A 24,291-nucleotide genomic window follows, 5' to 3' on the forward strand; every position below is an offset into this window, starting at 1 on the left:
TGTCGGCGCCCGGAAACCAGCTGCTAGAAAGTCTGTTGAAAAGAGCCTTCCTATGTCGCGTTCGCTGACTCGGAGAAAATCGCCGCAGTCGGTGCTAGCAGAGTGCGGGATTACAGCCAGCTTTGTTGGGCGCTTCTTCCAAAATGAGCCAATAACAAATCTCGTCAAATGATCGTGATTTGATGCGTCGCGCCATTACTCGAATTCGTTAGAAAAATGAAGCGGATCACAGTCAGTTTTCCGCATATTTGTTTTTCGTTTGTTCCTTGAATTTCATCGTGGCGAAACCCAAGTCCACCAGAGTTCAAACATGCGCTGCGGGCGGAGGCGCAAGACACAAGGGGGCGGTATGGCCTGGAACAAAGAGCGCGCTATCAAGCGCATTGAGAATTTCATCAAGGATGTGCCGGAAGGCTCAATCGCCGTCGAGCAATTCAGTCAATACGCGCTGCGGCGTAAGATGGAAAAGGCGGCGGGAATTCTGCAAGAAGAGCGGGCGGGCCAGATCGTCATTCCTCGCAATCGCGCAATCCAAACACATGGGGTGCATGTTTACGCGAACCTAATGGACTTCAACTCGGTGCTCGAAGAGATTGGCATTGAGACGGTCGCTAGCCATCGTCGCGCACTCGAATTCCTGAACGCACACTATAGTGCTTGCGACGTGTTGACCGAGGAGTTCGGGCTTCAGCGCGTAGACTTTCATGGGCCGCGGCTCCACGCAGTGGTTCTAGCCCCAGAAGGGATTGAGAATGAAGCTGAGCGGATTCGCATTGCCATCGCGTTCTCCGCCGCTTTCCGGGAACTTGTAGCTGAGCTGAGTCAGAAACATCCGGAGTTTGAAACCCGCGTGCGGATCGGGATCGATAGCGGGCCCGCGGTCGCGATAAATGATGGCACGAGGTCCGACGCGGAGCCTCTTTTCATAGGAAGTCCGGCCAATAAAGCCGCTAAGCTAGCCGAAGGCGATGATCCGGGTATTTACTTTTCGGATCGTGCGGAAAGCGCGCGAGCTGGCGGTTCTCTCCTCAACGTAGGGCCACTGAGTTCGATCACGGAAGCGGAAGTCTTAGCCAAGCATTACCGACCAAGCGAAGACAAAGAGGGGACCGGCACGCTCCTGCGTGACGCTTATGATCAAGTCGAAGCGCGGCTTATTAAATCGGACAATAAGACTTTCGGTTCTGAGCCCTCATTTTCTTTCCACTACAAAGAACCCCCGCTTTCGACGATCAAGTTCAAGGACCATCCGCCAAGCAATGCGATCCGCATGGAGCTATGCTCGATCTTTGCGGACATCGACGGGTTCACCGCCTATATTGATGCGGCGATCATCTCAGGGACAGTCGCGCAGGCGGTCGCCAACCTGTTCGTTATCCGCCGGGAGCTCGCAGCTGTGCTGCAAGAAGATTTCCGAGGGCGGAAGGTGCGGTACATTGGCGATTGCCTCCATGGCGTTCTAGCTGAAGGTGACGCCCGCCAGACAGACACCAAGAAAACTATAAATCAATCGGTGCTGACCCTTGGTGCGCTGCGCTCGTCATTCGAACTTTGTCAATCCAAGCTGGCAGGGCTGCAGGACCTAGGAATCGCAATCGGAACTGACGTCGGCGAAACACCTATCTGCCGAGTTGGACTTCGCGGCGAGGCGAGTGTGCGGATCGCTGCAAGCCGTGCGACCTGCCACTCCGAAAACGAACAACGACGCTGCGACGGATCGCAATCTGCGATCGGCCAAAAGGCCTATGCCGAAGCATCGGTCGCTGTGCGACGACAATTCGGTGGCAACCGGATCATCGACAATCTCGACTATCCGTCCGCTCAGATGATGCTTGGCTTCGTGCCTGACGCTGAGCAGAACCTGGCTCTTGCTGAACCCAACCGTTCGCATGGAGAATCAAGCTTGCCACAACGTTCATACAGCCGGTGATACTTGAACGCGGCGCTGTGGCTTGCTCGAAGTTGCCCGAGATGGTTTGCAATCTCGGGATCGGGCAACTCGTACGTCAAAGGGACTGCCCACGTCGACTCAGCGCCTTGGGACAATCCTCTTGAGCTAACTGTCATGGGGCGATCGCAACCGATCGTTTCGGAAAGTAAGCCAGGCACCCTCTTTCCGGCGCGCTGTCCAGAACGACATATTGAGACCGGCGGGAGCTTCTGTCTTGGCCTCGACCGACCTGCAGTGGACGACGAGCAAACTGCTACTGAATGGTGGGAAGCACTGCGACACCATCTCATGTGCCAGAGAATGGCTCACAGAACAGGGATATGGCCCGAAGCTTTCGCTCTCGATCATGGTGACGCAGGCATTTGGCACAAGAAGGCTTTAGAACTAGCTGAGTCGCTCGAACTTGAGGAAGAATACGCTGCAGCGCACGCAGAAGAAGCCTCTTGGATTACCGGCGCGCAGTTCAAACTCGTGCACAATGACGGTCGGCCAATAAATGGCCGAGCGCCCTGCCATCTTGGGTGCACATGGAGAAAACGAGGCAGAATGGTTCCACGTCTCAGGGTCGAGTGCGACCGCCGCGAGCAAATTCTAGAGCTCGTCGCCATTGAAAAGAAGCGACGAGAAGAACTGGCTGAGTATTGGCGTTCAGTTCGGCGGGCTGGAACGACGTGTTGCGGAACCATGAGAAATTGCGAATTAGGAAAGGACCGAAATGATGACCCACCCGATTGATCGTTTTGTAGGTGAGGACAATATCTCGCGGCTCCTCAAGACAGTACTGAACCAAGAGATTGCTGGCGGCGACGAGGCTCTGGCCCAACGTCTAATTCAAGACGGGGACCTAAGGAAGATTGATGCGGGTGATGTTCTGATCCGGCAAGACGACTGGGATGCCACAGTATTTCTGATCTTAGCAGGTTCATTCGAAGTAGAGGTGAACGGCAGACATGTCGGAACTCGCGAAGCAGGCGTCCATGTAGGTGAAATAGCTGACCTAGGCACCAGCTTGAAGCGAACGGCCACCATTACTGCCCAAGAGGACGGTGCTGTTCTTGCAATCGGCGACAACGCTATGGACAAGATACGCGATGAGTACCCCCAAATATGGGAAGCGATTGCGAAGGTTCAGACCGAACGCCTCAATGCGCGAAACTCAATGATCGGCTATGTCAACGACATTCCGAAAGTCTTTGTCATTTCGTCAGGCGAGCAGCTGCCTGCAGCGAGACAAGTAGAACAGAAACTGGACTGCGCGGAAGTGGACGTAACGGTGTGGGACCAAGGGGTATTTGCTTTGTCCGATTACCCGATCAGTTCGCTTACCGACGTGATTGGCCGACATGATTTCACGATCGCCATCGTTGGCGCAGACGACCAGCTAGTCAGTCGTGGCGAAGCCAAGCATGTGCCTCGCGACAATGTGCAGCTGGAGTACGGAATTTCGGTGGGGATGTTGGGGCGCGGGCGTTCCATCTTGCTCGTTGATACTGACGAAGACATAAAATTGGCCAGCGATCAGGCCGGCCTAACAACCCTCCGGTTCAAGGGGTCCGACCCCGAGCGAACTATTCATAAAGCCTGTATCGCGGCTCGAAAGCACATCACCGACCTTGGCCCCCTTCAAGATCGGCCGCGGACTGCTCCTTAGGAATTCGACAGACGAAGAGACGAGAAGACTCTCGGAATTAACGGTGACGGCAGCTTTTGGGTGATCGTAGTATTCACGCAGATGACCGATATTGGGGCGCAAAACCGACGTCAAATCCCGATATCGAGGGTCTTGCTCTTCGTTCGAGCAAGTTCCTTCTCGACTTTCGGCTGACCGGGTTTGGCCTCCTCAATGGAATTGCCCTTAGCCGCTGCAATTCGAAGCCTCTCGGTCACTTCAAGGGCCGATGCTTTCTCACCTCTGTTTCGAGACACCGCTGCGCCGAGCTTTCGTGTATTGTCGATCACGAGGGTGAGGTGATCGCGAAGCCTGGTCACCGTTACTAGGAACGTCTTTTGATTCGAGAGATTGCGCTCACGGCTATCCATCACCGCAATCCCGCGGTCGGATGTTAGACCCTGCGCCATATGGGCGTTGAGAGCATAGGCAAGATCGATCCGTTTCAGCATTGGATCGCCCTTGGCCAGCGTCAGTTGCTCCCCGCTCGAGGTTTCGACGGTGACCTTTCCACGATTAATCGCCACCACTTTGGCCCGGTCAGCATTGAAAAGGCCGCGCTTGTGATCGTTTCGTGTCCAGCGGATTTTGTCTCCCTCATGGACCTCGAGCTTCCTCTCTTCGAACAGAGAGAGGCTGTCATTCGCTTGGGCCGCCTTGAGCCGGGAAGGATCAAAGCTGATTCGCCTGCCGCGCTTGTTCACCACGGTCACATTCTTGGTATCGCTTCGGCCATCCAAAATCCGATATTCTCCCGGCATAAGGCCGAGCGACTTTTCTCGCCGCAAGACCTCCAGAACGCGGCCTTCTAGATAGGAGGCCCGATATCGCAGCTCTTCGCGCGTGGTGTTTACGCGGTCGAGAACGCGCAGCGCCATCTTGCCTGGTCCGATTTCGCGATTGGCGAGGAGGCCGGTCTGGACGGCCTCGTTGACGGCAGAACGAATTTTGCGTCCCGATGCATAAATCGCTGTCCGATCACGCTCGGACTCGGGTAGAGAAAGCCACTGTTCGGCAGCTACAATGGCGCCATCACCCTTTGCCTCGATCGTGTAATCCCTCAGCCGCACCAGTGCATTTTTGACATCGCCCTTCTGGGCAGCAGCCTGAGCTTCGCGGACGACAGGATCTCGGGCGCGCAAATTGGTGTTCATGTCTGCCCGAGCAATCCCTGCCTTTTGGAGCAGGGCAAAGGGCTTGCCCGCATCGACCGCACCCAACTGCTTTCGATCACCCATCAGGACGAGCCTATGCACACCGGCAAGGTTAGCCAGTCGGACCAGCTTTTCCTTGTCCTCGTTCGAGACCATCGAAGCCTCGTCGAGCACCAGAACACTATCCTTGAGAGCCGATTGCGCTTCGGAGCGGTGCACGAGGTTTGCGGGCTCATCGAGTAGCTTCTTCCAGCCGCCGAGGAAGCGCGCCAGCGTTTGCGAGCCGATACCGGTGTCGCGCTCGAGCATCTGGACCAGAGTGTTCTGGATCGCGAGCCCGACGACCTGCCGACCCTCCTCGCGCAGGACTTGTGCAACAGGGGCCAAAACGCTGCTCTTGCCCGCTCCGGCAATGCCCTGGATTGCGACAGTTCGGTCCTGTGAAGTCAGGATCAGTCGGGCAGCCGACAGCTGGCCGTCATTGAGACGAAATCCGTGACCAATCTCGGCCGATGCCTGTACCCGATCCTCTGCCTGTTTCGGTGAGAGGGCGACTTCAACTTCCCCTTTTCCAGCCTCGACCTCGGCAATGATGCGCTGCTCAGTTTCAATGGCATCGCGGGATGCAAGCCAACCTTTGTGATTGCCCTTCCCGGCAACAAGGTGGCCTGTGCGCACGAGCGCGCGGGTGCGCTTTTCGACATCTGCAATGGTGGTCGGCAATCCGAAATCCAGCGCCGTCTTGTAGAGCGCTTCGCGTTCGAACGCCGCTTCGCGCTGCGACAGATGGCGCACGGCCGAAGCGACCGCCTGCGCGGCGGCGATGGTCTGCTTGTCCTGCCTAAGCACCGAAACCGGAACAAGCGGGTCTGCGGGGGGACTGCGCACGTGCGCTGCAAATTGCCTGAGAAGCGCACGGCCACGTTCGACCAGGGAGGTAAAGGCGCTTCCCGGCATACCGGCTTGCGTAGCGCGTCCCTGCGCGCGCTCGATGATTGGAGAGAGGTCAAGTCCGATCGACCTTGCGGTCTCATCCCAGACTTTGCCGAGCGTGTCCCGGTCCTCGATTACCTTCTTGGCAGCGCGCGTATCGAGCGCGGCGATCCGGCCTGCTTCAAGCCCCAGACCGCGCCGCGCTTCGAGCACCTCCTTTCGTCTCGAAGAGAACGCCATGACTTGGTCGCGGGAGACCCCTTGCGCTTCGAAATTACCGTGCTTGAGCGTCGGCCCCGGTTCGTAACCAAGCTTCTCGACCGCCACCCGAAAGCGCGCCATCGCGATCGAATTGAGGGTAGTGTTGAGCTGCCAAAGCCGATCGTTCTTAAGGGTTCGCCACTTGCCATCCTTGCCCTGCGTCACATTGGCGATGACCGCGTGAAAGTGGAGGTTGGGCTCCTGGTTGCGGTTGGTGTCGTGCTGGAACAAGCCGATCGCTAGGTTGCTAGTCGGTTGGGTAAGAACATTGCCATCCTTCACAATGCGGGTTTCGGAGGCGTTCTTCTCGGCCCATTGCAACGCTTCGACGACAGCCTCGCGGTAGGCAGTGATAATCCGTTCGTCCTTGCCGACAAGCGCGAGCAGCGACCAGCTCTTGGGCACGGAGAAAGTAAGATCGGTGCCCGGTCGATGCGCTTGTCCGGAATTGCCAACGCTCGTTCCATCGGGCAGCTCACCTCGCAATAGAGCGTCGAAGGCCTTGGCATCGACCCTCCCTTCCAGCCCAAGCCTCTTGGCGCCCTCACCGAGCCATTGCCCCGAACGGTCGGCATCCGCCTTGGCGTAGTAATTGTCGGACGCGAAGTAATTGGCCGCCGCTGAGGAGGAGCGGACATTGGCAACAGAAAGCATAGGTCAGCCTTCGCTCAAGACCCCTCGCTATCCCCGGTGCGAGCGATCAAATCTCCGCGTCGACGTCACCCAAATCGTGATCGTATTTGTCATGGGCCGCTCCGCCGAGAAGCGAACGCTGCTGTTCTTCCTGAAGCTTTCGGTCGACCTTTCCACGCTGATCATCGTCGCGCTGCCAAGCATCAGGATCGGGTAGATCGCTTCGCGGTGATCCTTCGCGTTCTTTTGCAACGTCCTGCGCCGTGTCGTCCCCGCCTGGCTTTTCATGAATCGGAAGCTCGCCTTGGCGTCGATCCTCCGGCGGGCGGTGCCCGACCTTTGGTTGGGTCTCATCGACCGCATTCGTGCGAGCCTGTTCTGCCTGCCTGGTCGAAGGCTTCTCTGTCTGATCCCGAACCTTCGGCTCGCTCTTCGAGTTGATATTGGCTGAGCGCGAGGGATGTCGTTTCGGTTCCTTCCTGTCCTTCATCTTGCGCGGATCACCCTCGTCGCTGTTGCTGGAAGCGCCGTCATCCGCACTCCCATCTATCGTCTCGGCGGTAGCATTCGCCGGACCACCTGTCGGTGTTGTGGTGGCAGCGCGCGCAATGAACCCTTCGGCTCGCCTAGGCCAATCGCGCGGGGACAAGGTGACGGGCGCTGCCGGAAAACCATCGGGAAATTTGATAAAACCTTCGAGGCTCCTGAGGCCCATAAATTCATCGGGCAGAAGCAGCGGCACAACCTGCCGGCGGGGTGTCAGGCTGACCGCATCGCGGGCGTTGTTGTAGCCATAACTGTACCCCTCCTCCATCTCGCGAACTTCCCGGTGACCGATAATGTCCGAGCACCATGTGGCGGTCTCACGATCGGCAGTAGCCAAAATCAACTTGGTCCTTGCAAGCGACGACAAAGTCATCGCCATGTTCTCGCCATAGACCTCCTTGAGCTTGGCAAAGGTGTGGACGCCCGTGACGATCGCGCCCCCGAAGTTGCGCGCAGTCTGCAGACCCTTTTCAAGCGAGGGCAATCGATGGAGCGCGCCCAGTTCGTCGATCAGGAACCACAGCTTCAAGTCGCGCGTACGCCGACCAGTCATGAGCGTGTTTATCGCTGTGTCGAGCCACAGTGTGAGCAACTGCGAGAGAACTGTCATGTCGACATAGCGCGCTGACAGGAACAGCAGCGATCCTTCCTTGCACTCACCTGCGACCCATTGACGGACCGAGAACGGCTCTCCTTTGTCGGGCAGCATCTGCATCGCCTTGGCGTTGACGTTGAACACCGCACGCACCGATTCCGCCATTCTGGCAGCGCTGGGCGTGCTGATCGGGCCGGCCATCGTGTCTCCGACAAGGCGATGCAGATCGGAGAGATCGGCATTCATCAACTCGTTAGCGAGCGCGGCATTGGTTCCGCGTCCTGCCTCCTTCAACTTTATGCATGTCTCGACGAACAAGGTGCGAGCGGCGAGCACCCAGAACTGTTCAGAACCGCCGCCATCATGAGGCACAAGCGACTCTGCAGCCGCATGGAATTCAGCACGCGAAGTGCAGTCGTCGAATACGCTCCACGCAGGACAACGCTGATCGAGAGGGTTGAGGATGATGTCGCGCTCGGGCTCATAGAAGGTCTCGACAAAAGCGCCGGTGAGGTCGAAAATTACCGCGCGCTCTCCCCTCTTCCTGATCTCTGAAACGAGTTCCGTGAGGGCGACCGTCTTGCCTGTACCGGTGGTGCCAACGAGCATGGTGTGGCTTTGTTCGCGGCGCCAAGGCCAGCTTACACCAGCAACATGAGCGGGCGAATAGAGGCCCGCCGATTGCAAAGCACTTGCTCCGGCAAACCGCCATTTCCAGCCGAGAGAATTGCCATATTCGCGGGCGCGTTCGACCCGGTTGTGCTGCCCGATTTCCTTTTCGAGTTCGGGCAGCGTCGAGAGCGACGCGCCGCGGACATGCTTCCTTTGTTTGGATCGTTCCCCGAAATGTTCAGCCACCCACCAGAAGAGGATAAACAGCGGCGCAAGAACAAGGGCTGAGGTGACAAGCGCGTCCTTCACCGATTCCTGAAAAAGGGCCATGGCCTCCCGCATTGGTGGGTACTCGGTGATCACCGAAATGGGGAAAGCGACCATGCTTCCATCGGCCAGTTGCAGGTTCACAAGCTTCTCAGGGTCGAACTCCATGAAGCCGTATCCCGAGGCATAGATGTGCATCCAGAGTAGGTAGGTCTGATGGTCACTCAGCCTTCCTGTCACCTCCCAGTAGATGAGACCCAGAACGACGAGCAATGTGACAATCAATGGTCCTTTCAGGCCTGCTGCAAACATGAAACCGAAGTGCCCGAGAAGCTGGCTTCCGCGGGTAAAATTGACCAGATTATGCTTCATCGCTGCCTCCAGCAGGACGAGGAGCAACGAGCCCGAGACGTTCAAGCCTGCGCTGGTACGCGGCGACGGTTCGATCGCGAAGATCGGTTTCAGGATGGTGCGTAAGCAGGGCGTCGAGTGCGACCGTTATGAAGATATTCTGGCGCACCGGATCAGTCGCGGGTGTCCGCAAATCCGCCTCGGTGGCGCGGTTCCAGGCATCGAAGATACAGTCTCCGATGACTATGCTTGAACTGACATTGCGCTCGCGCGCCTGGTCCCTGATCCAGTCAGCGATCAGGGGTGTGACATAAGCCACAAATCGTTTGTCTCTAGGCATAAACCCAAGCTCCTTGTGTCTCAAAGAACCTGGCTCACCCTTCGAAAGGCAAGTGCCATTCTATGCCAGTAGCCAAGGTGTAGGAAATCGAAAACTTTCTTCTGAAATTCCGCGACTTACATCAATTTGGACCAGTTCGGCACAGTCAGGATTGCAGCTGGACCGAGCCTGGCACAGAAGCGGACACCTCCCGTTTGCGCCGGAATTGCGCCAGTTTTCAGGCGGCATCGCTGCGTCCGGTGTGCCTGTCAAGTTCCCAATTGCGCGAACGTCTCCAGTAGCTCGCCAGTCTCGTTCAATAGATTGAATTTACATCCTTATTTTCGGAGCGAGAGCAAATGGGCCTTTGTGAGACAACGCGAGAATTTTGGCGAAAATTGTCCTGGGCTACAAGCTGGCCTTGGTTTGACGGAAATTGCGGACTTTGAACCGTGACCTGCCGGACTCTTCAACCAGCTCGAAACGCAAGATAAAATGCCATTTCTAGACGCCCAGGCACTTGTAGTCCGATGGCCGCTTCCAAAGCTCAACGGGTACGATTGCTCACGCTGCCGGCATCGCGGTGGGGACCAGATGGCCACCGAGAGACGCGACGCTTTCGGATGCTCGATGCATTCCCAATCGCGCCGCAACTTCAAGACTTCTCTCTGCGAATTAGTCACCCAACTCGCCCCCGCGAACATGAAAAAAGGGCAAGAACCGCCGCCGGTCCCTGCCCCGTCTCCGTGGTCAGAACTCGTCTGACATCGCCCCGTGGATGGTGTGTACCACGCGCGCTGCAAGGTGCGCCGGAAGTGCATTGTAATCACCCTCGTCCAGGGCAAAGTACCCAAGGCGTTTGTCATCGATAATATGCTGATCAAAGAAGCTGTGCAGTGCTCGACGCTCTGCCACAGCCAGCGCGGCAAAGTAGCGATCCGAAGTCGAAGTGCGTTGAAATTGCGTAGCCATAATAACCTCCTGATGACTGCCGTTGACGGCAGGAGCAGGACGGATGGCCGTGCGGCCGGTGGGTCAGGGATCGCCCGCATGGGCGACCGCGAAGCGGCGGTAGGGGTAACGATTTTGTCGGACCGCAGCGGAGCGAAGGGGAGGCAAAATGGTGGGCCCCTGCCGTCCTTGACGCGCCGGTTGCACGCCCATCATAATGGGACAACCGTGAGCCAGGCCCCTCCCCTTTAGGTCTGATAGAGCAACAGAAGAGGGGCGCTGTCCGGTCTGAACAGCGCCCCTCTGATGGGCATCGATGATGGAAGATGTCAGTCGATCTCGGGAGCGTCGGTGTTGTCGTTGTCGTCACCCGAGCCGTTGCCCCGGCTGAGGAAGTCGACCTTGTCGGCGAGGATCTCGGTGCCGTAGCGCGTGACCCCGTCCTTGTCCTCCCACTGGGTGTAGTGGATGCGGCCCTGGACGCTGACCAGCTGGCCCTTGGTGCAGTACTGCCGGACGGTCTTGGCGAGGCCGTTGAAGCAGGTCACCCGGTGGAACTCGCTTTCCTTGGCAGTGTAGCCGTTCTCGTCTTTGTAGGTCTTGCCATCCTTGTCGCGTGCGGGGCGATCGGTGACGACGGTGATCCCGGTGATATTGGTGCCGCCCTTCGTCTCGCGGGATTCCGGATCGCGGGCGATGCGGCCGGTGAGGATTGCGATATTGGTCATGGTTGTATTCCTTCAGTTCCTCAAACCGGAGACCATCTCCGGCTTGAGAACATCCAGAAGAAGCAGGGCATGGGAGGGCTGCACCGCAGGAGCGAAGCTCCAAGGGAAACCTGTTCATGACGGGTGGTGCGGGCAGGCGCGCGAAGCGCGACAACACGGCCGGAAAGGAACGGGTTGCTGTCCTCAGCTGACCTGATTCAGGACTGTTCGCGAAGAAAGCCGGATGAGTATCGGGTGCGGGCCTGAAGGTGCCAAGACCCTGTTGCAATCAGCCTGCTCCATCGCCTTCCGATGCCGCCAGGAGATCCATCAAGTTGCGGGCTGCTTCCCGGTCTTCCTCGTTCTCGAACGCCACGTCGAGGTCGGGGGCAGAATGTGCAGGAACGACCACAGTGCAAAGCGCTTGCCCCGGTCGTTTTCGAGCATTGCGGAAGGTCAGCTACGCGCCCCCAAACGCGCAAACGCGGATGGCGCGACATCTCGCCGTTCACTCTAAGACTCCGGCTTCGGCAATGGTTTGCCATGACCTTTTTCCAGTAGGCTGATATTTATCGCTGTAAGGAGTTGGTCGAAGAACGCCTCTACGAGCATTAGGTGCTCGGTATAGATTACGAGCTGCTCACCGGCCTTCAGATCAAGCCCAAGCTGAGGCTGTTCTGCACAAAGCCGACCTAATTCCTCAGAGACAAGGTCTTCTCCATGGGTAACGTGATGGCGAATAAGACCGACGGTTTCTATAGCTTTCGCCCACGATCCGATGTCACTCTGCGTGTACCAACTGGGCCGCTTCAAACCGGCTTTCTTGAAATATGCAGCGAACACTTTGTGAAGACCGTCGTAAGCGCGTTTCCTGCGCCAGCTGTCTAAGCGCTCGCTCCATGCCTCTTGATGCTTTGTCGCTGCTTCGGGGCTCGTTTCTCGGTCGCGATAGAGTTTGCGAAGGCGCTTGAAATCATCCCCCTTCATCAACTCTTGAGGATGGGCGTCGAGATAGATTTCGTACAATTCGAATACGACCTCTTCCAGCGCACCATACATATCCTGAACGCCATAGCCGCCCATGAGAGGTATGCAGGCCTCGTAATTTCTTGACGCTTCTTGGCCATGCCAAAGTGCCAGTTCGACGCGTTCAGGACCATCGGCGCTCGCTCTCACCGTATCAACGCGAAGACCGAGGTTTGGATGTGATTGATAGCGGTCGCGCGCGACGAAGAGCGAATTGATGGTAATCGCCCAGCGCATATAGACGCTTCGAAAGACCGACCTGAAATCGCCTATCATCTCAGTGGACTTCTCAATCCACTTTTTTTCCTCATCGTCTGTCCGATAGATTATGTTTTGGATCGGAGGCGGTTCGGCGAGCGCAGGATCATCAGCTTCAAAAATGTTCTGCTTAAGGAATTGCACTCGGTTTCTGAAACTTGGTCGCATAAAATGCCCTTAGGTTGTCCAATTAGACGTGCACAGGATAGCGCTGATTGCGATCCCCCCTTGTTCTGCCCTTGTTCTCTATGTAGCGTCCCCAGCGACATGGCCAAGCAATCATCTGATTTCAGCTTCTATGAGTTCTTCGCAGGCGGCGGCATGGCGCGCGCTGGGCTTGGTGCCAATTGGACGTGCTTGTTCGCAAACGACTTCGATAAGAAGAAGGGTGCGACATATGCTCGCAACTGGGGCGTCGGTGATATTGTCGTGGATGACATTCGGAACGTGGATCCGCTGACATTGCCGGAAGAACCAGACATGGTTTGGGGCTCGTTTCCATGCCAAGATCTGTCACTAGCGGGCGGGGGAGCAGGCCTTAAAGGCGACCGGTCCGGAACATTTTGGCCGTTCATCGCAATCATCGATGAGCTTGCCCGCGATGGACGCGCACCAAAAATCATAGCGCTCGAAAATGTCGTCGGTACGCTGACGTCTCACAAAGGCAAAGACTTCGTGGCCATCTGCGATGCGTTACACGGTCTGGGATATCGGTTCGGTGCCGTTGTGATCGATGCGTCGCTTTTCGTGCCACAATCCCGTCCGCGTCTGTTCGTCATCGGTGTACGCCACGATTTGGCTGCGACCAATACGGAGAGCGAGCCTCAAAGCCCATGGCATACTCCCGCTATCAAGCGCGCGTATGATTTATTGCCTCAGCTTCTTAAGGAAAGCTGGCTTTGGTGGAGCATGCCGAAGCCGCCGGAGCGAAAGCAAGATTTCCGGGATTTGATCGAGGACAATCCTAAGAGCGTCAAATGGCACACGGCCCGCGAAACGCGCGATCTTCTGTCAATGATGAGCGATGTGAACCTGGCCAAGGTTGAGACGGCAAAGCTGGCCGGTGTGCGCATGGTTGGCGGCGTCTACAAGCGCACCCGCTTCCACCACGGAATTAAGGTTCAACGCGCGGAGGTTCGGTTCGACAATATCGCCGGGTGCTTGCGAACGCCTGCAGGTGGTTCGTCGCGTCAATTGATCTTAGTCGTGGAGGGCGAGAAAATAAGGTCTCGCCTGATCTCTTCGAGGGAGACAGCCCGACTAATGGGTCTCCCAGACAGCTACAAGCTGCCCGACGGCTACAATGAAGCATATCATCTGACAGGGGATGGAGTGGCAGTTCCTGTGGTTAGACACTTGGCGAAACATCTATTTGAGCCGATAATCGCTCATGCAATGGCCAAAGAGGACGTCAGCGCCGCATGAATGACCCAATTCCGTGCCGAAAAGATCCTGATCTGAAGCGTCAAATCGAAGAGTTTTCAGAAACCCTCAAAACGAGGTCGCATGAGCTGAATACATTCGGCTTAAGCGAGAAGGACTTTTACGAAAGTGGTATCTTCGAAGGCTCTATTCAGCGCGTCAGAGGTCAAATTTCCGCCTCAATGGCAGAAAAGAAAGCGTTCGTTGCTCATATCCTCAATCACATGGAGGATGCAGGCTACATAAAGAATTGGATTGAGGCGGGCAATGCCAATCGCCACGACTATTCCGTCACACTCAATGACGACAAGATCGCAGCTATCGAGCTCAAAGGCTGCCTAGACGGTAATAACACGAATATCTCAGCTCGCCCGCCACATGCTAATGAGTTCATTGTATGGAGTGTATGCCAAAACAAAGGAGCTGATCCACGCCACAATGTTTGGTCTGGTATTCATGTCCGTTTCTCGGCCGATGTGATCTCGGAGAAGAAGCAGGTTGACGGATTAATCGTTTGGGATTGGCTTTGCGGAACGGCCGCTAGAACCTGCCCCAAGATTGACGACGCGCCAGAACGAGTAAACGAGGTCGGCCCCTATCGTCTACCACCACCTTGTATTTATCTTTTTCCAGCCACTATCCCGAGTCCTCGCAACAACCCGAAACCACCTCCACGGCCTTTAGAGGAGGTTGGCTTTCTTAAGGCAATGCAAAGCTGCTTCGGCGGGTTCGATACCGAGTTAAACTCCGTGACCTTTGAAGCTGGGATAGACGGAGTAGATATAGTTCGTGCCACAACGATCGAACGAGATGGCTGTGTGCGTAAGCAATCGAAGGCGACGGCCATCCGCCGAGCTTGATCGATCCATTGGGTCGACAGTTTGCCCGCCGCTGGTTCCACACTGATTGGCTCATAAATGCGGTTTGGAGTGACCAATCGCGACAGACAACTGAACGACTTCGACTGGTTAGCAGTATGACCGCATTTCGATGAACTCTGCCGAAGCCGGACGGACCGGTTTCGGCCCACATTCGGTTTTTCGTTGATCGCAACATGACCGCCCGCAATTGGGCCGTTAGTTGACGGTCGGCTTTCGGCGCTGGTTTCGCAAAAAGCGGACCTTCCGCCTCCGACCCAATTGCGGATATAGATGGGTAATTGGAATTACCGCCATTCTTCGGCGTTGGCGTCGACTACAGCTGGTAAAGTTACCTTCTCTCGCGGCGACCGCTGGGCCCTTTAGGCATCGCCCAAATTGCGCTGCATTGCGGCCAAAGTAGACTTGAATGCCTCCAAGTCCTCGTCCTTTATTCCTGTGAGCAGGCGCGCATAGACCTGATCCGCTTCGACTCGCATTTTCGGAAGCAAGTCGATTGCAGCGGATCGCAGGTGCACCTGCCACACACGGCGGTCGTTTTTGGCGCTGCGCCGTTCGACCAAGCCCAACTCTTCTAGCCGGTCGATCGCTTGCCCGATGCTTGCCCGCTCCAGCTCCAATTGACCGGCCAATTCGGTCTGGGTCATGCCGGGTGTCCGGTAGAGATAGGCTAACGCACGCCACTGGGTGCGGGTGAGTCCAAACTGCTCGAGTGAGGAATCGAAGGAACGGCGCAATCGTCGCGTGAGCTCTTCCAACAGAAAAACCAACCGGTCTTGATCGGTCAGGAATGGTGCCGCTTTTTCATCGGGATCGTGGTCGAGCTTTGTTGCCATGCAAGGCACCTTAACACAGCATCGACTTAGATAAAGTCATTTACTGTAAATCAATTTACAATATAGTGGCTTGCGATATGGAGATTTTGACCACCAAAATTCATGGAGCGGGAGGACTCTCCCTTGCCGCAGAAGTGATTGGTGGCGACAACGCCATGCCCGTCCTGCTCGCACATGGCGGCGGGCAGACGCGCCGTGCGTGGAAGCGCGTAACAGGTGATTTGGCCGAAGCTGGCTACCGCACAATTGCGATTGATATGCGCGGTCATGGCGAGAGCGATTGGGCTGCGAGCGGAGCATACGATATTCGCGACTTCGCTTCCGATCTTGTAGCGATTGCATCAGGCATGGAATGCAAACCAGCACTCGTTGGTGCTTCGCTGGGGGGACTGGCCGGGATCATCGCCGAGGGTTATCTCGCGCCAGACACTTTCGCTTCCCTGACCCTTGTAGACATTGCCCCGCGCATGGAGCCGGGCGGCGTGATGCGTGTGGTCGGTTTCATGGAACAGCATGTCGATACCGGCTTTTCTTCACCTGAAGAAGCGGCGGGAATCATCGCGAGGTACATGCCGCATCGCCGCAAGCGCGGGGCTGGAGAGGGACTGCGGCGCTACCTGCGCAAAAAGGATGATGGCCGCTACTACTGGCACTGGGACCCGGCCTTTATCCGTAACATCATGACCACGAAGCGAAGCGATCCGGCTCATCAGGATCGGCAATTCGATGCGCTGAGCGATGCGGCCAGTCGGCTTTCGTTACCAGTGCATCTCATTCGCGGCGGATCGAGCGATCTGGTTTCCGAAGAGGCGGTGGCGCATTTGCGCGACCTGGTCCCGAACACCGAATATTCCGACATCGCAGATGCCACGCATATGGTGGTGGGAGACGCCAACGACGCCTTTTCGGAAGCGATCCTCGATTTTCTGACCCGCCATCACTCTCCCCAAGGAACTACAGCATGAGCAAGGAGCACGGTCCAATCGATTGCGAACGTCTTGATGAGCTGTTGCGGATTGCTCCGTTTCATCAATGGCTCGGTCTGACGGTAAAATCGTATTCTAGCGAGCAGATTGAGCTCGAAATGCCGTGGCGCGAAGAGATTATCTCGAACCCGATGATCGGTTCAGCTCATGGCGGCGTGCTGGCATCGCTGATTGACCTCACAGGGCTCTACACATTGCTGTCGCAAGGTGTGACAGCGAAGGTGACAGCCGACCTGCGCGTTGATTATCATCGCCCGGCGACTTCTGGGCCCCTCATTGTGACGGGTCAGGTGGTCAAGGTCGGAAGGCAAATCTCGGTTGCCGAAAGCCGGATAGTTGGACCGGACGGCAAACTGATCGCCAGCGGCAGGGGCGCCTACATATGTTAGCGCGCGCCACCCTAACGGCTTTCTGTTTGGCTCTTGCTGCATGCTCAGGTGGCGTGGACGGAAGCGAGGCGGGGCAAGACGCGCAGTCAGGTCCGCGCAAAGTTCAGACAATGGTCGTCGAACCCGAATTGCTCGCAGAACCAGTAAAAGCATTCGGCACCATTGCAGCCAAGCAAAGCAGTTCGATCGGAGCGCTCGCAGAGGGGCCGGTTGAGCGCATTTTCGTAAAGGTCGGCGACAGGGTATCGCGGGGCCAACCACTCTTTCGTATCCGTCAGGCTGATTACCAGCGGCGCGTCGCCGAAGCGCAGGCCGCCGTCGATCTAGCTAGCGCCCGAGCGATCGAGGCAGAACGGCGCTACGAGCGCGTTATTGCGCTTGCACCTAAGGGTTTTGTATCAAACGCGCAGGTCGATGCGGTCGAAACGGAACTTGCCGTTGCACGAGCGCAAAAAACGCAGGCTCAGGCAGTGTTCGGCACCGCGCAGCAAGCGTTATCTGATACCATCACGCGAGCGCCTTACGATGGCGTTGTTACCGCTCGGTTGGTCGATGAAGGGGTCTACCTCAACAACCGCTTTTCGATGGGCGGTCAATCAGCAGCGCTCCAATTGCAGGAGCTCGGAACGGTCGCCGCCATCGTGAACGCGCCACAGGAATATGTTGACGCCTTTCGGCGAAATATGCCCGCTCGCGTCTACATCGAAGGGTTCGACGAGCCGATTGATAGCATAGTCTATATTATCAACGACCGGGTCGACCCTGAGAGCCGGATGGTCGAATTGCGGCTGCCGATTGCCAATCCAAATTATCGCATCAGCTCAGGTTTGGGGGCTCGCGCTGAAATCAACGTCCCACCCGTTTCGGCGATAATCCTCCCTCGAACCGCAATCCGTGGCGATAGTGCTGCCGCGCACGTTTTCATTGTTGAAAACGGGAAGGCACATGGGCGCGAAGTTACTTTCGAGAGCATCGATCTTGATCGGGTGCGCATTCTTTCAGGCTTGGCCGCAGGGGATGAATTGGTCCTCGATCCGCCTTCGACTTTGCGTGACGGTGAAACAGTAGAGTCCCGCCAAATGAGCGATGCAGACTGATATGTGGCTCGCTGACGTATCGATCCGGCGCCCCGTCTTCGCTACGATGCTGATCGCCTCGCTCGTGGTGCTGGGACTTGTTTCGTTCAATCGGCTCGGCGTCGACCTTTTCCCAAAGGTGGAGTTTCCATACGTTTCAGTAACGACGGCGCTTCCTGGCGCCTCGCCCGCATCCGTGGAGACCGAAGTTACCGACATTGTCGAGGAACAGCTCAATACCATTGCGGGATTGCGTCAGATGCGGTCGACCAGTGCGGAGGGTGTGAGCATCGTCAATCTCGAATTCGAACTCGAGGAAGATGCCGATGTGAAAGCGCAGGAGGTGCGCGACAAAATGTCGCGGCTTGGAGCCGATCTGCCTGCCGATTCCGAATCACCGGTCATCGAAAAGGTCGATCCCGATGCCGCGCCTATTCTCTCGGTTCTCATGTCGGGGGACATGCCCGCTCGTGACTTGACCGCTTTCGCAGACGAGGAGGTCAAGGAGCGTTTACAGCGCGTCCCCGGCGTCGGTTCAGTCGAGCTGGTCGGCGGACGCAAGCGGGAAATGCGTATCTGGCTCGATGCAGCCGCGATGCGCGCTCGCGGAGTGACTGCGGACGACGTACTCGGCGCAATTCAGCGCGAGAACTCCGAACTGCCGGGTGGTCGGTTGGTCACCGAGGGGCGCGCGCGCCAATTCGGTGTCCGCATACTCGCCGAAGCGGAGAGCGCGGCAGAATTCGCGGCCATACCCATCGCCTATCGACCCAATGGCCAAACCGTTCGGATCGGCGACGTCGGGCGGGTAGAAGACTCGATTGAAGACGAGGCCAGTTATGCTCAGCTCGACGGTGAACCAGGCGTTGTTCTTGAAGTCCGCAAGCAAAGCGGTGAGAACACAGTCGCCGTCGCCGAACACATCCGCGCCGACATTGAGGAGCTGCGAGCTTCGGCACCAGAAGGCGTCACCTTCGTCATCGCGCGCGACACTTCTCGCTTCATCGAACAGGCCATCGGAGACGTGCTGTTCGACCTGTTAATTGCCGTGGTTCTGGTGGTCGCGGTGACATTCCTTTTCCTTCTCAGTTGGCGCGCTACGATCATAGTATTGCTGGCGATCCCCACTTCGATAGTCGCAAGCTTCATTGCCTTTGCGGCGTTCGATTTCACGATCAACATGGTCACTTTGTTAGCGCTGACGGTCGCTATCGGCCTGCTGGTCGATGACGCGATCGTCGTCGTCGAAGCAGTTCAAAATGATGTCGATGAAGGTGCTGACGCAACTGGAGCGGCTCACGCAGCCACTAAGCGGGTTGCGTTGGCTGTTCTGGCTGGAACTTTTGCGACTTTGGCAGTGTTCGTGCCAATCGCGTTTATGGAAGGAATAGTTGGCCGCTTTTTCTTTCAATACGGTCTTGCAATCGTCTTCTCCGTCAGCGTCTCGATGCTGGTTGCCTTCACGCTCACACCCGCGCTTTCGGCCCGGTTGCTGCGTCCCGAAGGAAAGGAGAGCGGCTGGTTCGCACGCATAGAGCGATTCCATGTCGGGATGCGACAACGCTACGAAAGGCTCGTATCTTGGGCGATCCGCCGCCGCTACGTCGTACTAGGCGGCGCCCTTGCCAGCGTATTCGTGGGGGGGGTTTTTGCGGCGCTCGTGCCCAGCACATTCATGTCCACTACGGACCGCTCGGAATTTCTCGTCACGATCAAGCTACCGCTCGGCACAGGGATAGCCGGGGCAAAGGATGCAGCGCAGCAGGTGGATGCCGCTCTGCGCGAAAATCCCGAAGTCGAACTCGTTTTTGTCAGTGCGGGCAGCGGGACCAATCCAAAGATCAACGAGCTCGATATCTATGTCGGCCTTTCGCACAAACGGTCACGCGACGTGACGCAAGACGATATAATGACCTTCGCACGCCAGGCAGCACTCGACGGAGTCCCGAAGGCACGCCAAGTCACGGTGGAGGAAGTCCCGTGGGTTTCCGGTGCCGGGGTCGGACAGACCGCGATAGAGCTGATCATCACAGGGCCGGATACCGCCACAATCAATCGCTACGCGCAATGGCTCGAAAGCGAGCTGTCCGCGCGATCTGATTTCGTAGACGTGCGCTCCACATACGAGGGTGGCAGACCTGAGTTGCAGATCGCGCTCGACCGTGATCGGGCGGCGGATCTCGGTATTTCTGCGCGCGACCTTGCGGCAGCTTCGCGGACACTCGTAGGCGGGAGCGATGCCGGGACGTTCGAGACGGGTGGACGCCGCTACGACGTTCGGGTCCGGTTGGAGGAAAGCGAGCGACAGCGATTGAGCGACATAGAGGCGCTGCCCCTCAGGACAGCGCAGGGCAGTCTGGTCGATTTGGCAGCAATTGCCGACATTGATGTCACGCTGAACGCCGCAGAAATCGAACGCATTGATCGATCGCGCCAGATTTCGGTGCTCGCCAATACCGCGCCGGGTGTTCCGTTGAGCGTGGCCGTCTCGGATTTAGAGGGCTTGCTTGCCGCCAACCCGCCGCCAGCTGGACTGTCTACCCAAATGGAAGGCACAGCGCGCCGCCTCGCTGAAACGAGCGAGGCCATTATCTTTGCCTTCATCTTAGCGATTGTCGCACTCTACATTGTCCTCGCAAGCCAGTTTAACAGCTTCGGGCAACCGATCATCATCATGCTCACCGCGCCGCTGTCCTTCTCGGGCGCGTATTTTCTCATGTGGGCAGCAGGTCAGGAAATGAGCTTGTTTGCGCAAATCGGCATGATTGCGCTTATGGGTATCGTGATGAAAAACGGCATCCTGCTTGTCGATCGCGCCAACCAGTTCCGCGATGCTGGCAAAGATGCTGCTGCGGCCATGCGCGATGCCGCGCCGGAACGGCTGCGACCAGTCCTCATGACCGCGCTGGCTGCCGTTTTCGGAATGATGCCCGTCGCATTGGCACAGTCAGACGCTGCGGAATGGAGAAACCCCATGGGATTCATCATTATCGGCGGTCTCACGACATCTACCTTCCTGACATTGTTGGTGATACCCGCAGCTTATGCGGCAGCCTCGGATTTGCGGAAGCTCGTGAGCAACTTTCGATCCTCGCTCTTGCATGGACCGTCCTAGGTCGAAGCGTTGGCTCAACCGTTACCGGTTTTGTGATCGGCGCAGGGTAGAACAAGCATTGTCCGCATTCACCTCCAGAAGCGGACGCTGGGCCATTTGAGATCAACGCCCAACTCCAGTCAGATCTCAGTTTTCTCAGCGAGAGTAAGAGCATCTTCAATGTCGACACCAAGATACCGCACGGTGTTCTCGATCTTGGAATGACCGAGCAGTATCTGGATTGCACGTATGTTGCCTGTGGCTTTGTAGATGATTGAAGCTTTGGTCCGGCGCAGTGAGTGGGTGCCGTATTCCTCAGGACGCAAGCCAATAGCCGTCACCCACTCATCAACAAGCCGCGCGTACTGTCGCGTGCTCAAGTGGCGTGTTTGATCAACTCTGCTCGGGAAGACGAAGTCCTCCACGTCACCACATCTGAGCTCGAGTCACGCAAACAGGCTTGCACGCGCATCTGATGCGATCTCAAACTGAACAGGTCGACCTGTTTTGCGCTGCGTGATTGTTGCTCGCGTCCGGATTTCCGGGCCGCTGACTAGGTCGCCGATTTTGAGCTCGACGAGATCACAGCCTCGCAGTTTGCTATCGATCGCCAAGTCAAACAGAGCGCGGTCTCTTATGCGCTCCTCGCGATCAAGAAAGAAACGGATCGCCCAAATCTGCTTTTGATTGAATGGACGCTTGGGACCGATCTTAGCACCGAAGTTCCAAGGCACTCGGTTTTGAGAAGCAGGATCAAATTGTGAATAGGTCATTGTCATTCTCCTTGGCCGGAATGGCCGCAGAGAATGTCCGCTTTCGGGAGCTAAGATCTCGGATGGCTACGTCCGACATGAGGGCGCCTCGCAGCCATAAGACCCTATGGCGCGATCGAGGAAGAACAAGCCGAATCTGTCTTTCCGGACCGTTCCGACTTGCATTGCCAGCTCATTGGCAGATGACGCGAAATGCTCTCGCCGATCAAAGCTGCAGCCTCGAACAAAACGCCGTCGTCCAAGTGAGCGTACCGAGCAGTTGTTGAGACGTGTCGGTGCCCCAAGAGATTGCCGATCATCGGCAGCGTTTCGGAGGAACGCGCCGCCAGGCTGGCGTAGTTGTGCCTGAGGTCATGCAGCCTGACATCGTCAAGTCCGGCTTCGGTCCGCAATTTCCGCCAAAACCAATCCAAAGCCGATCTCGGCAGAACGTCGAATTTGAAAACGCGCTGATCCTTCTTTCCGCGCGTGAATGCGTCGAGCAATGCCCTCGCCTCCTGACCAAGCCAGACAATGCGCGGACCAGTCTTGGAATCAGTAAGTTTCAGCTTTCGGCCCTGAACCTCGCCCCAAGTGAGATTCAGGATCTCGCCTCGCCGACAGCCAGTAAGCGCGAGCAGCGAGATCACCGCGACCTCGAGAGGATTCTCGGCGCGGTGGGTAGCCAACGCGCGGCCGAGCCGGGCCATCTCGTGTCCACTCAGGAAACGCTCGATCTTGCGTCCCCTGTTGCGCTTCACACCGCGAAATGGATTTGAATGCTCAGGCAAGTAGCCCCAGGCCTCGGCCTTGCCGAACATGGCTCTCAGGATTTCCATTGCACGATTGGCTGCACCGGGACCTGCTGAGCGTGTGAGCTCGGCATGCCACCGAACCGCATTGGCATGGCTGATTTCGTCGATGAACTTTCCCGAAAACGCATGATCGAGATGGGTCCGCCGGTAGATGTTCTGGATCTCGCGGGTGGATGGCTTCCAAGTCGGCGCGGCGACTTCCCAGTATGATTGCAGAAACGCTGCATAGGTCGGCGTCTTGCGCCCCCGCTGCTTCTTGTCGGCAGGGTTCTCACCAAGCTCGATGCGCAGGATAAGACGTCGTGCGACGTCCTTGGCAATACGCTCTGTCAGGATTGCCGCATCGCCAATAGTGATCAGACGTTGCTTGCCGCCCATGGTGCGCTGCAGCACATAGCTCTTGCGGCCCGATGGATGGATCCGCTCACCAAAGCCGGGGAGCACATAGTCAAATCTCGAGCGACGCTTGCCTGCCTCGCCAGGTATGACGCGTGCCAGTTCCTCTGCAATGATCTGCCTGAGATCGTACTGGGTCATGCAGCGATCCCCATTGCACTGGCGAGGTTGGAACAGATGCGATCGGCGCTTTCGGCAATCACTTCGTCCGCCAGATGAGCGTACCGCGCAGTTGTCTCAGGAAGCGCGTGGCCGAGAAGCTTGCCGATTGTTGCCAGTGGAATGTGTTGAGCGATGGCAACCGAGGCAAAGCTGTGGCGCAGATCGTGGAGCCGCACGTCGGGGAGCGCAGCCTTGCGCCTGATGCGATCCCAGTACTGACCGAGATTGATTGGAGCCTCGCGACGCATGGTAGGAAAGACCAGCAACTCTTCGCCGCGACGTTCCAGTCCATCAAGCACAGCGATGGCCTGCGGGTTGAGATAGATCGTCTTCGGGCCGGTCTTGCTGTCTGGCAATTGCAGCCGTGGAGGCTGGACATATCGCCAGCGCAAGGTCGCGATCTCGGATACCCGAGCACCAGTGTAGATGAGCATGAGCAGCGCCGGAATGACAAATGGATTGACCCCATCGTGTTCGGCCAAAACGCGCCCCAGTCTGCGGTATTCATCGGCGGAAAGGTAGCGCTCGGGAAGGTCGCGTTTGAAACGCGAGACACCGCGACACGGGTTGGTATTCTTCGCTCGGTAGCCGAGCTTTTCGGCATACTGCATCATCACCGACATGATGGGGATGGCCCGGTTGAAGGTACCTCCCCGCTCAGCCATGCTGTCTCGCCAGCGGTTGATATCTCCGCGTTCAATCATGTCGACCGGCAGGTCACCGAACCTAGGGACGAGCAACTGATCGATGCGCGAACGCGACGATCGCTGGGTCGCTGGCTTCCAATGCGGCGAATAATCCTGCCAGAACTCTTCGGCATAATCAGCGAACAGTGGCACTCGCCTCTTCGCGGGCGCGGTCGGAAGGTCGGCAAGCGTAGCCTTAATGAGCAAACTGCGCGCGGCAGCGCGCGCGGCGGGCGCGCTCAGCGCACCTGCCGCCACACCCGCGCATCCAAGCGTCACCATGCGCTGCACACCCCGCGGGCTATGCTTGACTATCCAAGTAAGGTGTCCCGACTTCCGTTTGCGAAGTCCGAAGCCGGGAAGTTCTGAGTCCCACGTGATACCGATGGCAAGCGACTTGCGACGAGCGATGTGGCCAGTCAGTTTCAGCCTGAAAGACGGCCTGCGAGGGGCTATGACTGAGCCTTGGTTACTAACAGACTGCTCGATTGCGGCTGAAATACAACTATTTGTTTTACCGTACTTTTCTTCCATTCATGCAGCATACGCTGCGTCCGGTGTGCCAT

General features: G+C 57.2%; 18 protein-coding genes and 1 pseudogene. 8 read left to right on the forward strand and 11 right to left on the reverse strand.

What is annotated here, in order from left to right; translation table 11 throughout:
- The first annotated feature begins 460 nt into the window (after positions 1-460).
- Positions 461-1,930: an adenylate/guanylate cyclase domain-containing protein gene (locus MWU38_RS09520; protein ID WP_247271592.1), complete on the forward strand. Its 1,470-nt coding sequence runs from the start codon at positions 461-463 to the stop codon at positions 1,928-1,930.
- Positions 1,931-2,666: 736 nt separating this feature from the next.
- Positions 2,667-3,602: a TIR domain-containing protein gene (locus MWU38_RS09525; protein ID WP_247271593.1), complete on the forward strand. Its 936-nt coding sequence runs from the start codon at positions 2,667-2,669 to the stop codon at positions 3,600-3,602.
- A 110-nt stretch (positions 3,603-3,712) separates the two neighbouring features.
- On the opposite strand, the gene mobF is transcribed toward MWU38_RS09525, so the two are convergent.
- From mobF to MWU38_RS09555, 7 genes are all read right to left on the reverse strand, one after another.
- Complete coding sequence (gene mobF, locus MWU38_RS09530; protein WP_247271594.1) at positions 3,713-6,622, reverse strand: MobF family relaxase; 2,910 nt, start codon at positions 6,620-6,622, stop codon at positions 3,713-3,715.
- Between the two features lie 46 nt (positions 6,623-6,668).
- Positions 6,669-8,993 carry a type IV secretion system DNA-binding domain-containing protein gene (locus MWU38_RS09535; protein WP_034953466.1) on the reverse strand — a complete coding sequence of 775 codons (2,325 nt, stop codon included), beginning with the start codon at positions 8,991-8,993 and terminating at the stop codon, positions 6,669-6,671.
- Positions 8,983-9,312: a hypothetical protein gene (locus MWU38_RS09540; RefSeq protein WP_034954649.1), complete on the reverse strand. Its 330-nt coding sequence runs from the start codon at positions 9,310-9,312 to the stop codon at positions 8,983-8,985. The genes MWU38_RS09535 and MWU38_RS09540 overlap by 11 nt, the downstream gene beginning before the upstream one ends.
- Positions 9,313-10,041: 729 nt before the next feature.
- The gene (locus tag MWU38_RS09545) at positions 10,042-10,263 is read right to left on the reverse strand and encodes a hypothetical protein (protein WP_247271595.1); all 222 of its coding nucleotides are present in this window, start codon (positions 10,261-10,263) and stop codon (positions 10,042-10,044) included.
- Positions 10,264-10,571: 308 nt separating this feature from the next.
- A complete protein-coding gene (locus MWU38_RS09550; RefSeq protein WP_247271596.1) occupies positions 10,572-10,970 on the reverse strand; it encodes a single-stranded DNA-binding protein in 399 nt (132 codons plus the stop codon).
- Positions 10,971-11,238: 268 nt separating this feature from the next.
- Positions 11,239-11,361 carry a hypothetical protein gene (locus tag MWU38_RS14935; protein ID WP_281494666.1) on the reverse strand — a complete coding sequence of 41 codons (123 nt, stop codon included), beginning with the start codon at positions 11,359-11,361 and terminating at the stop codon, positions 11,239-11,241.
- A gap of 101 nt (positions 11,362-11,462) precedes the next feature.
- Complete coding sequence (locus MWU38_RS09555; protein ID WP_247271597.1) at positions 11,463-12,377, reverse strand: hypothetical protein; 915 nt, start codon at positions 12,375-12,377, stop codon at positions 11,463-11,465.
- Positions 12,378-12,500: 123 nt separating this feature from the next.
- On the opposite strand from MWU38_RS09555, the gene MWU38_RS09560 reads away from it, so the two are divergent.
- Both MWU38_RS09560 and MWU38_RS09565 read left to right on the forward strand, forming a co-directional pair.
- Positions 12,501-13,658: a DNA cytosine methyltransferase gene (locus MWU38_RS09560; protein ID WP_247271598.1), complete on the forward strand. Its 1,158-nt coding sequence runs from the start codon at positions 12,501-12,503 to the stop codon at positions 13,656-13,658.
- Positions 13,655-14,515, forward strand: a complete 861-nt coding sequence (locus tag MWU38_RS09565) for a hypothetical protein (RefSeq protein ID WP_247271599.1) — start codon at positions 13,655-13,657, stop codon at positions 14,513-14,515. The genes MWU38_RS09560 and MWU38_RS09565 overlap by 4 nt, the downstream gene beginning before the upstream one ends.
- Positions 14,516-14,895: 380 nt before the next feature.
- Here the strand turns inward: MWU38_RS09565 and MWU38_RS09570 are convergent, their stop codons facing one another.
- Positions 14,896-15,369, reverse strand: coding sequence for a MarR family transcriptional regulator (locus MWU38_RS09570; protein WP_247271600.1), 474 nt, complete (start codon positions 15,367-15,369; stop codon positions 14,896-14,898).
- A gap of 77 nt (positions 15,370-15,446) precedes the next feature.
- Between MWU38_RS09570 and MWU38_RS09575 the strand changes: the two genes are divergently transcribed.
- From MWU38_RS09575 to MWU38_RS09590, 4 genes are read left to right on the forward strand one after another with little or no spacing between them, the layout of a single operon-like run.
- Entirely contained in the window at positions 15,447-16,334 is an 888-nt protein-coding gene (locus tag MWU38_RS09575; protein ID WP_007163783.1) for an alpha/beta hydrolase, read from the forward strand.
- Positions 16,331-16,744 carry a hotdog fold thioesterase gene (locus MWU38_RS09580; RefSeq protein ID WP_173214048.1) on the forward strand — a complete coding sequence of 138 codons (414 nt, stop codon included), beginning with the start codon at positions 16,331-16,333 and terminating at the stop codon, positions 16,742-16,744. Before MWU38_RS09575 ends, MWU38_RS09580 begins: the two co-directional genes overlap by 4 nt.
- Before the next feature lie 53 nt (positions 16,745-16,797).
- On the forward strand, positions 16,798-17,841 hold the full coding sequence (locus MWU38_RS09585) for an efflux RND transporter periplasmic adaptor subunit (RefSeq protein WP_247271601.1): 1,044 nt from the start codon (positions 16,798-16,800) through the stop codon (positions 17,839-17,841).
- Positions 17,831-20,935 carry an efflux RND transporter permease subunit gene (locus MWU38_RS09590; protein ID WP_247271602.1) on the forward strand — a complete coding sequence of 1,035 codons (3,105 nt, stop codon included), beginning with the start codon at positions 17,831-17,833 and terminating at the stop codon, positions 20,933-20,935. Before MWU38_RS09585 ends, MWU38_RS09590 begins: the two co-directional genes overlap by 11 nt.
- Before the next feature lie 119 nt (positions 20,936-21,054).
- On the opposite strand, the pseudogene MWU38_RS09595 reads toward MWU38_RS09590, so the two are convergent.
- The 3 genes and pseudogenes from MWU38_RS09595 to MWU38_RS09605 form a co-directional block, all read right to left on the reverse strand.
- Positions 21,055-21,687: pseudogene (locus MWU38_RS09595) on the reverse strand (tyrosine-type recombinase/integrase).
- A gap of 104 nt (positions 21,688-21,791) precedes the next feature.
- Positions 21,792-23,018, reverse strand: a complete 1,227-nt coding sequence (locus MWU38_RS09600; protein ID WP_247271603.1) for a site-specific integrase — start codon at positions 23,016-23,018, stop codon at positions 21,792-21,794.
- Entirely contained in the window at positions 23,015-24,007 is a 993-nt protein-coding gene (locus MWU38_RS09605) for a site-specific integrase (protein WP_247271604.1), read from the reverse strand. Before MWU38_RS09605 ends, MWU38_RS09600 begins: the two co-directional genes overlap by 4 nt.
- Positions 24,008-24,291: the final 284 nt, after the last annotated feature.

The organism is Qipengyuania sp. S6317L1 (assembly GCF_023015615.1).
In the GTDB taxonomy this organism is placed as follows: Bacteria; Pseudomonadota; Alphaproteobacteria; order Sphingomonadales; family Sphingomonadaceae; genus Erythrobacter.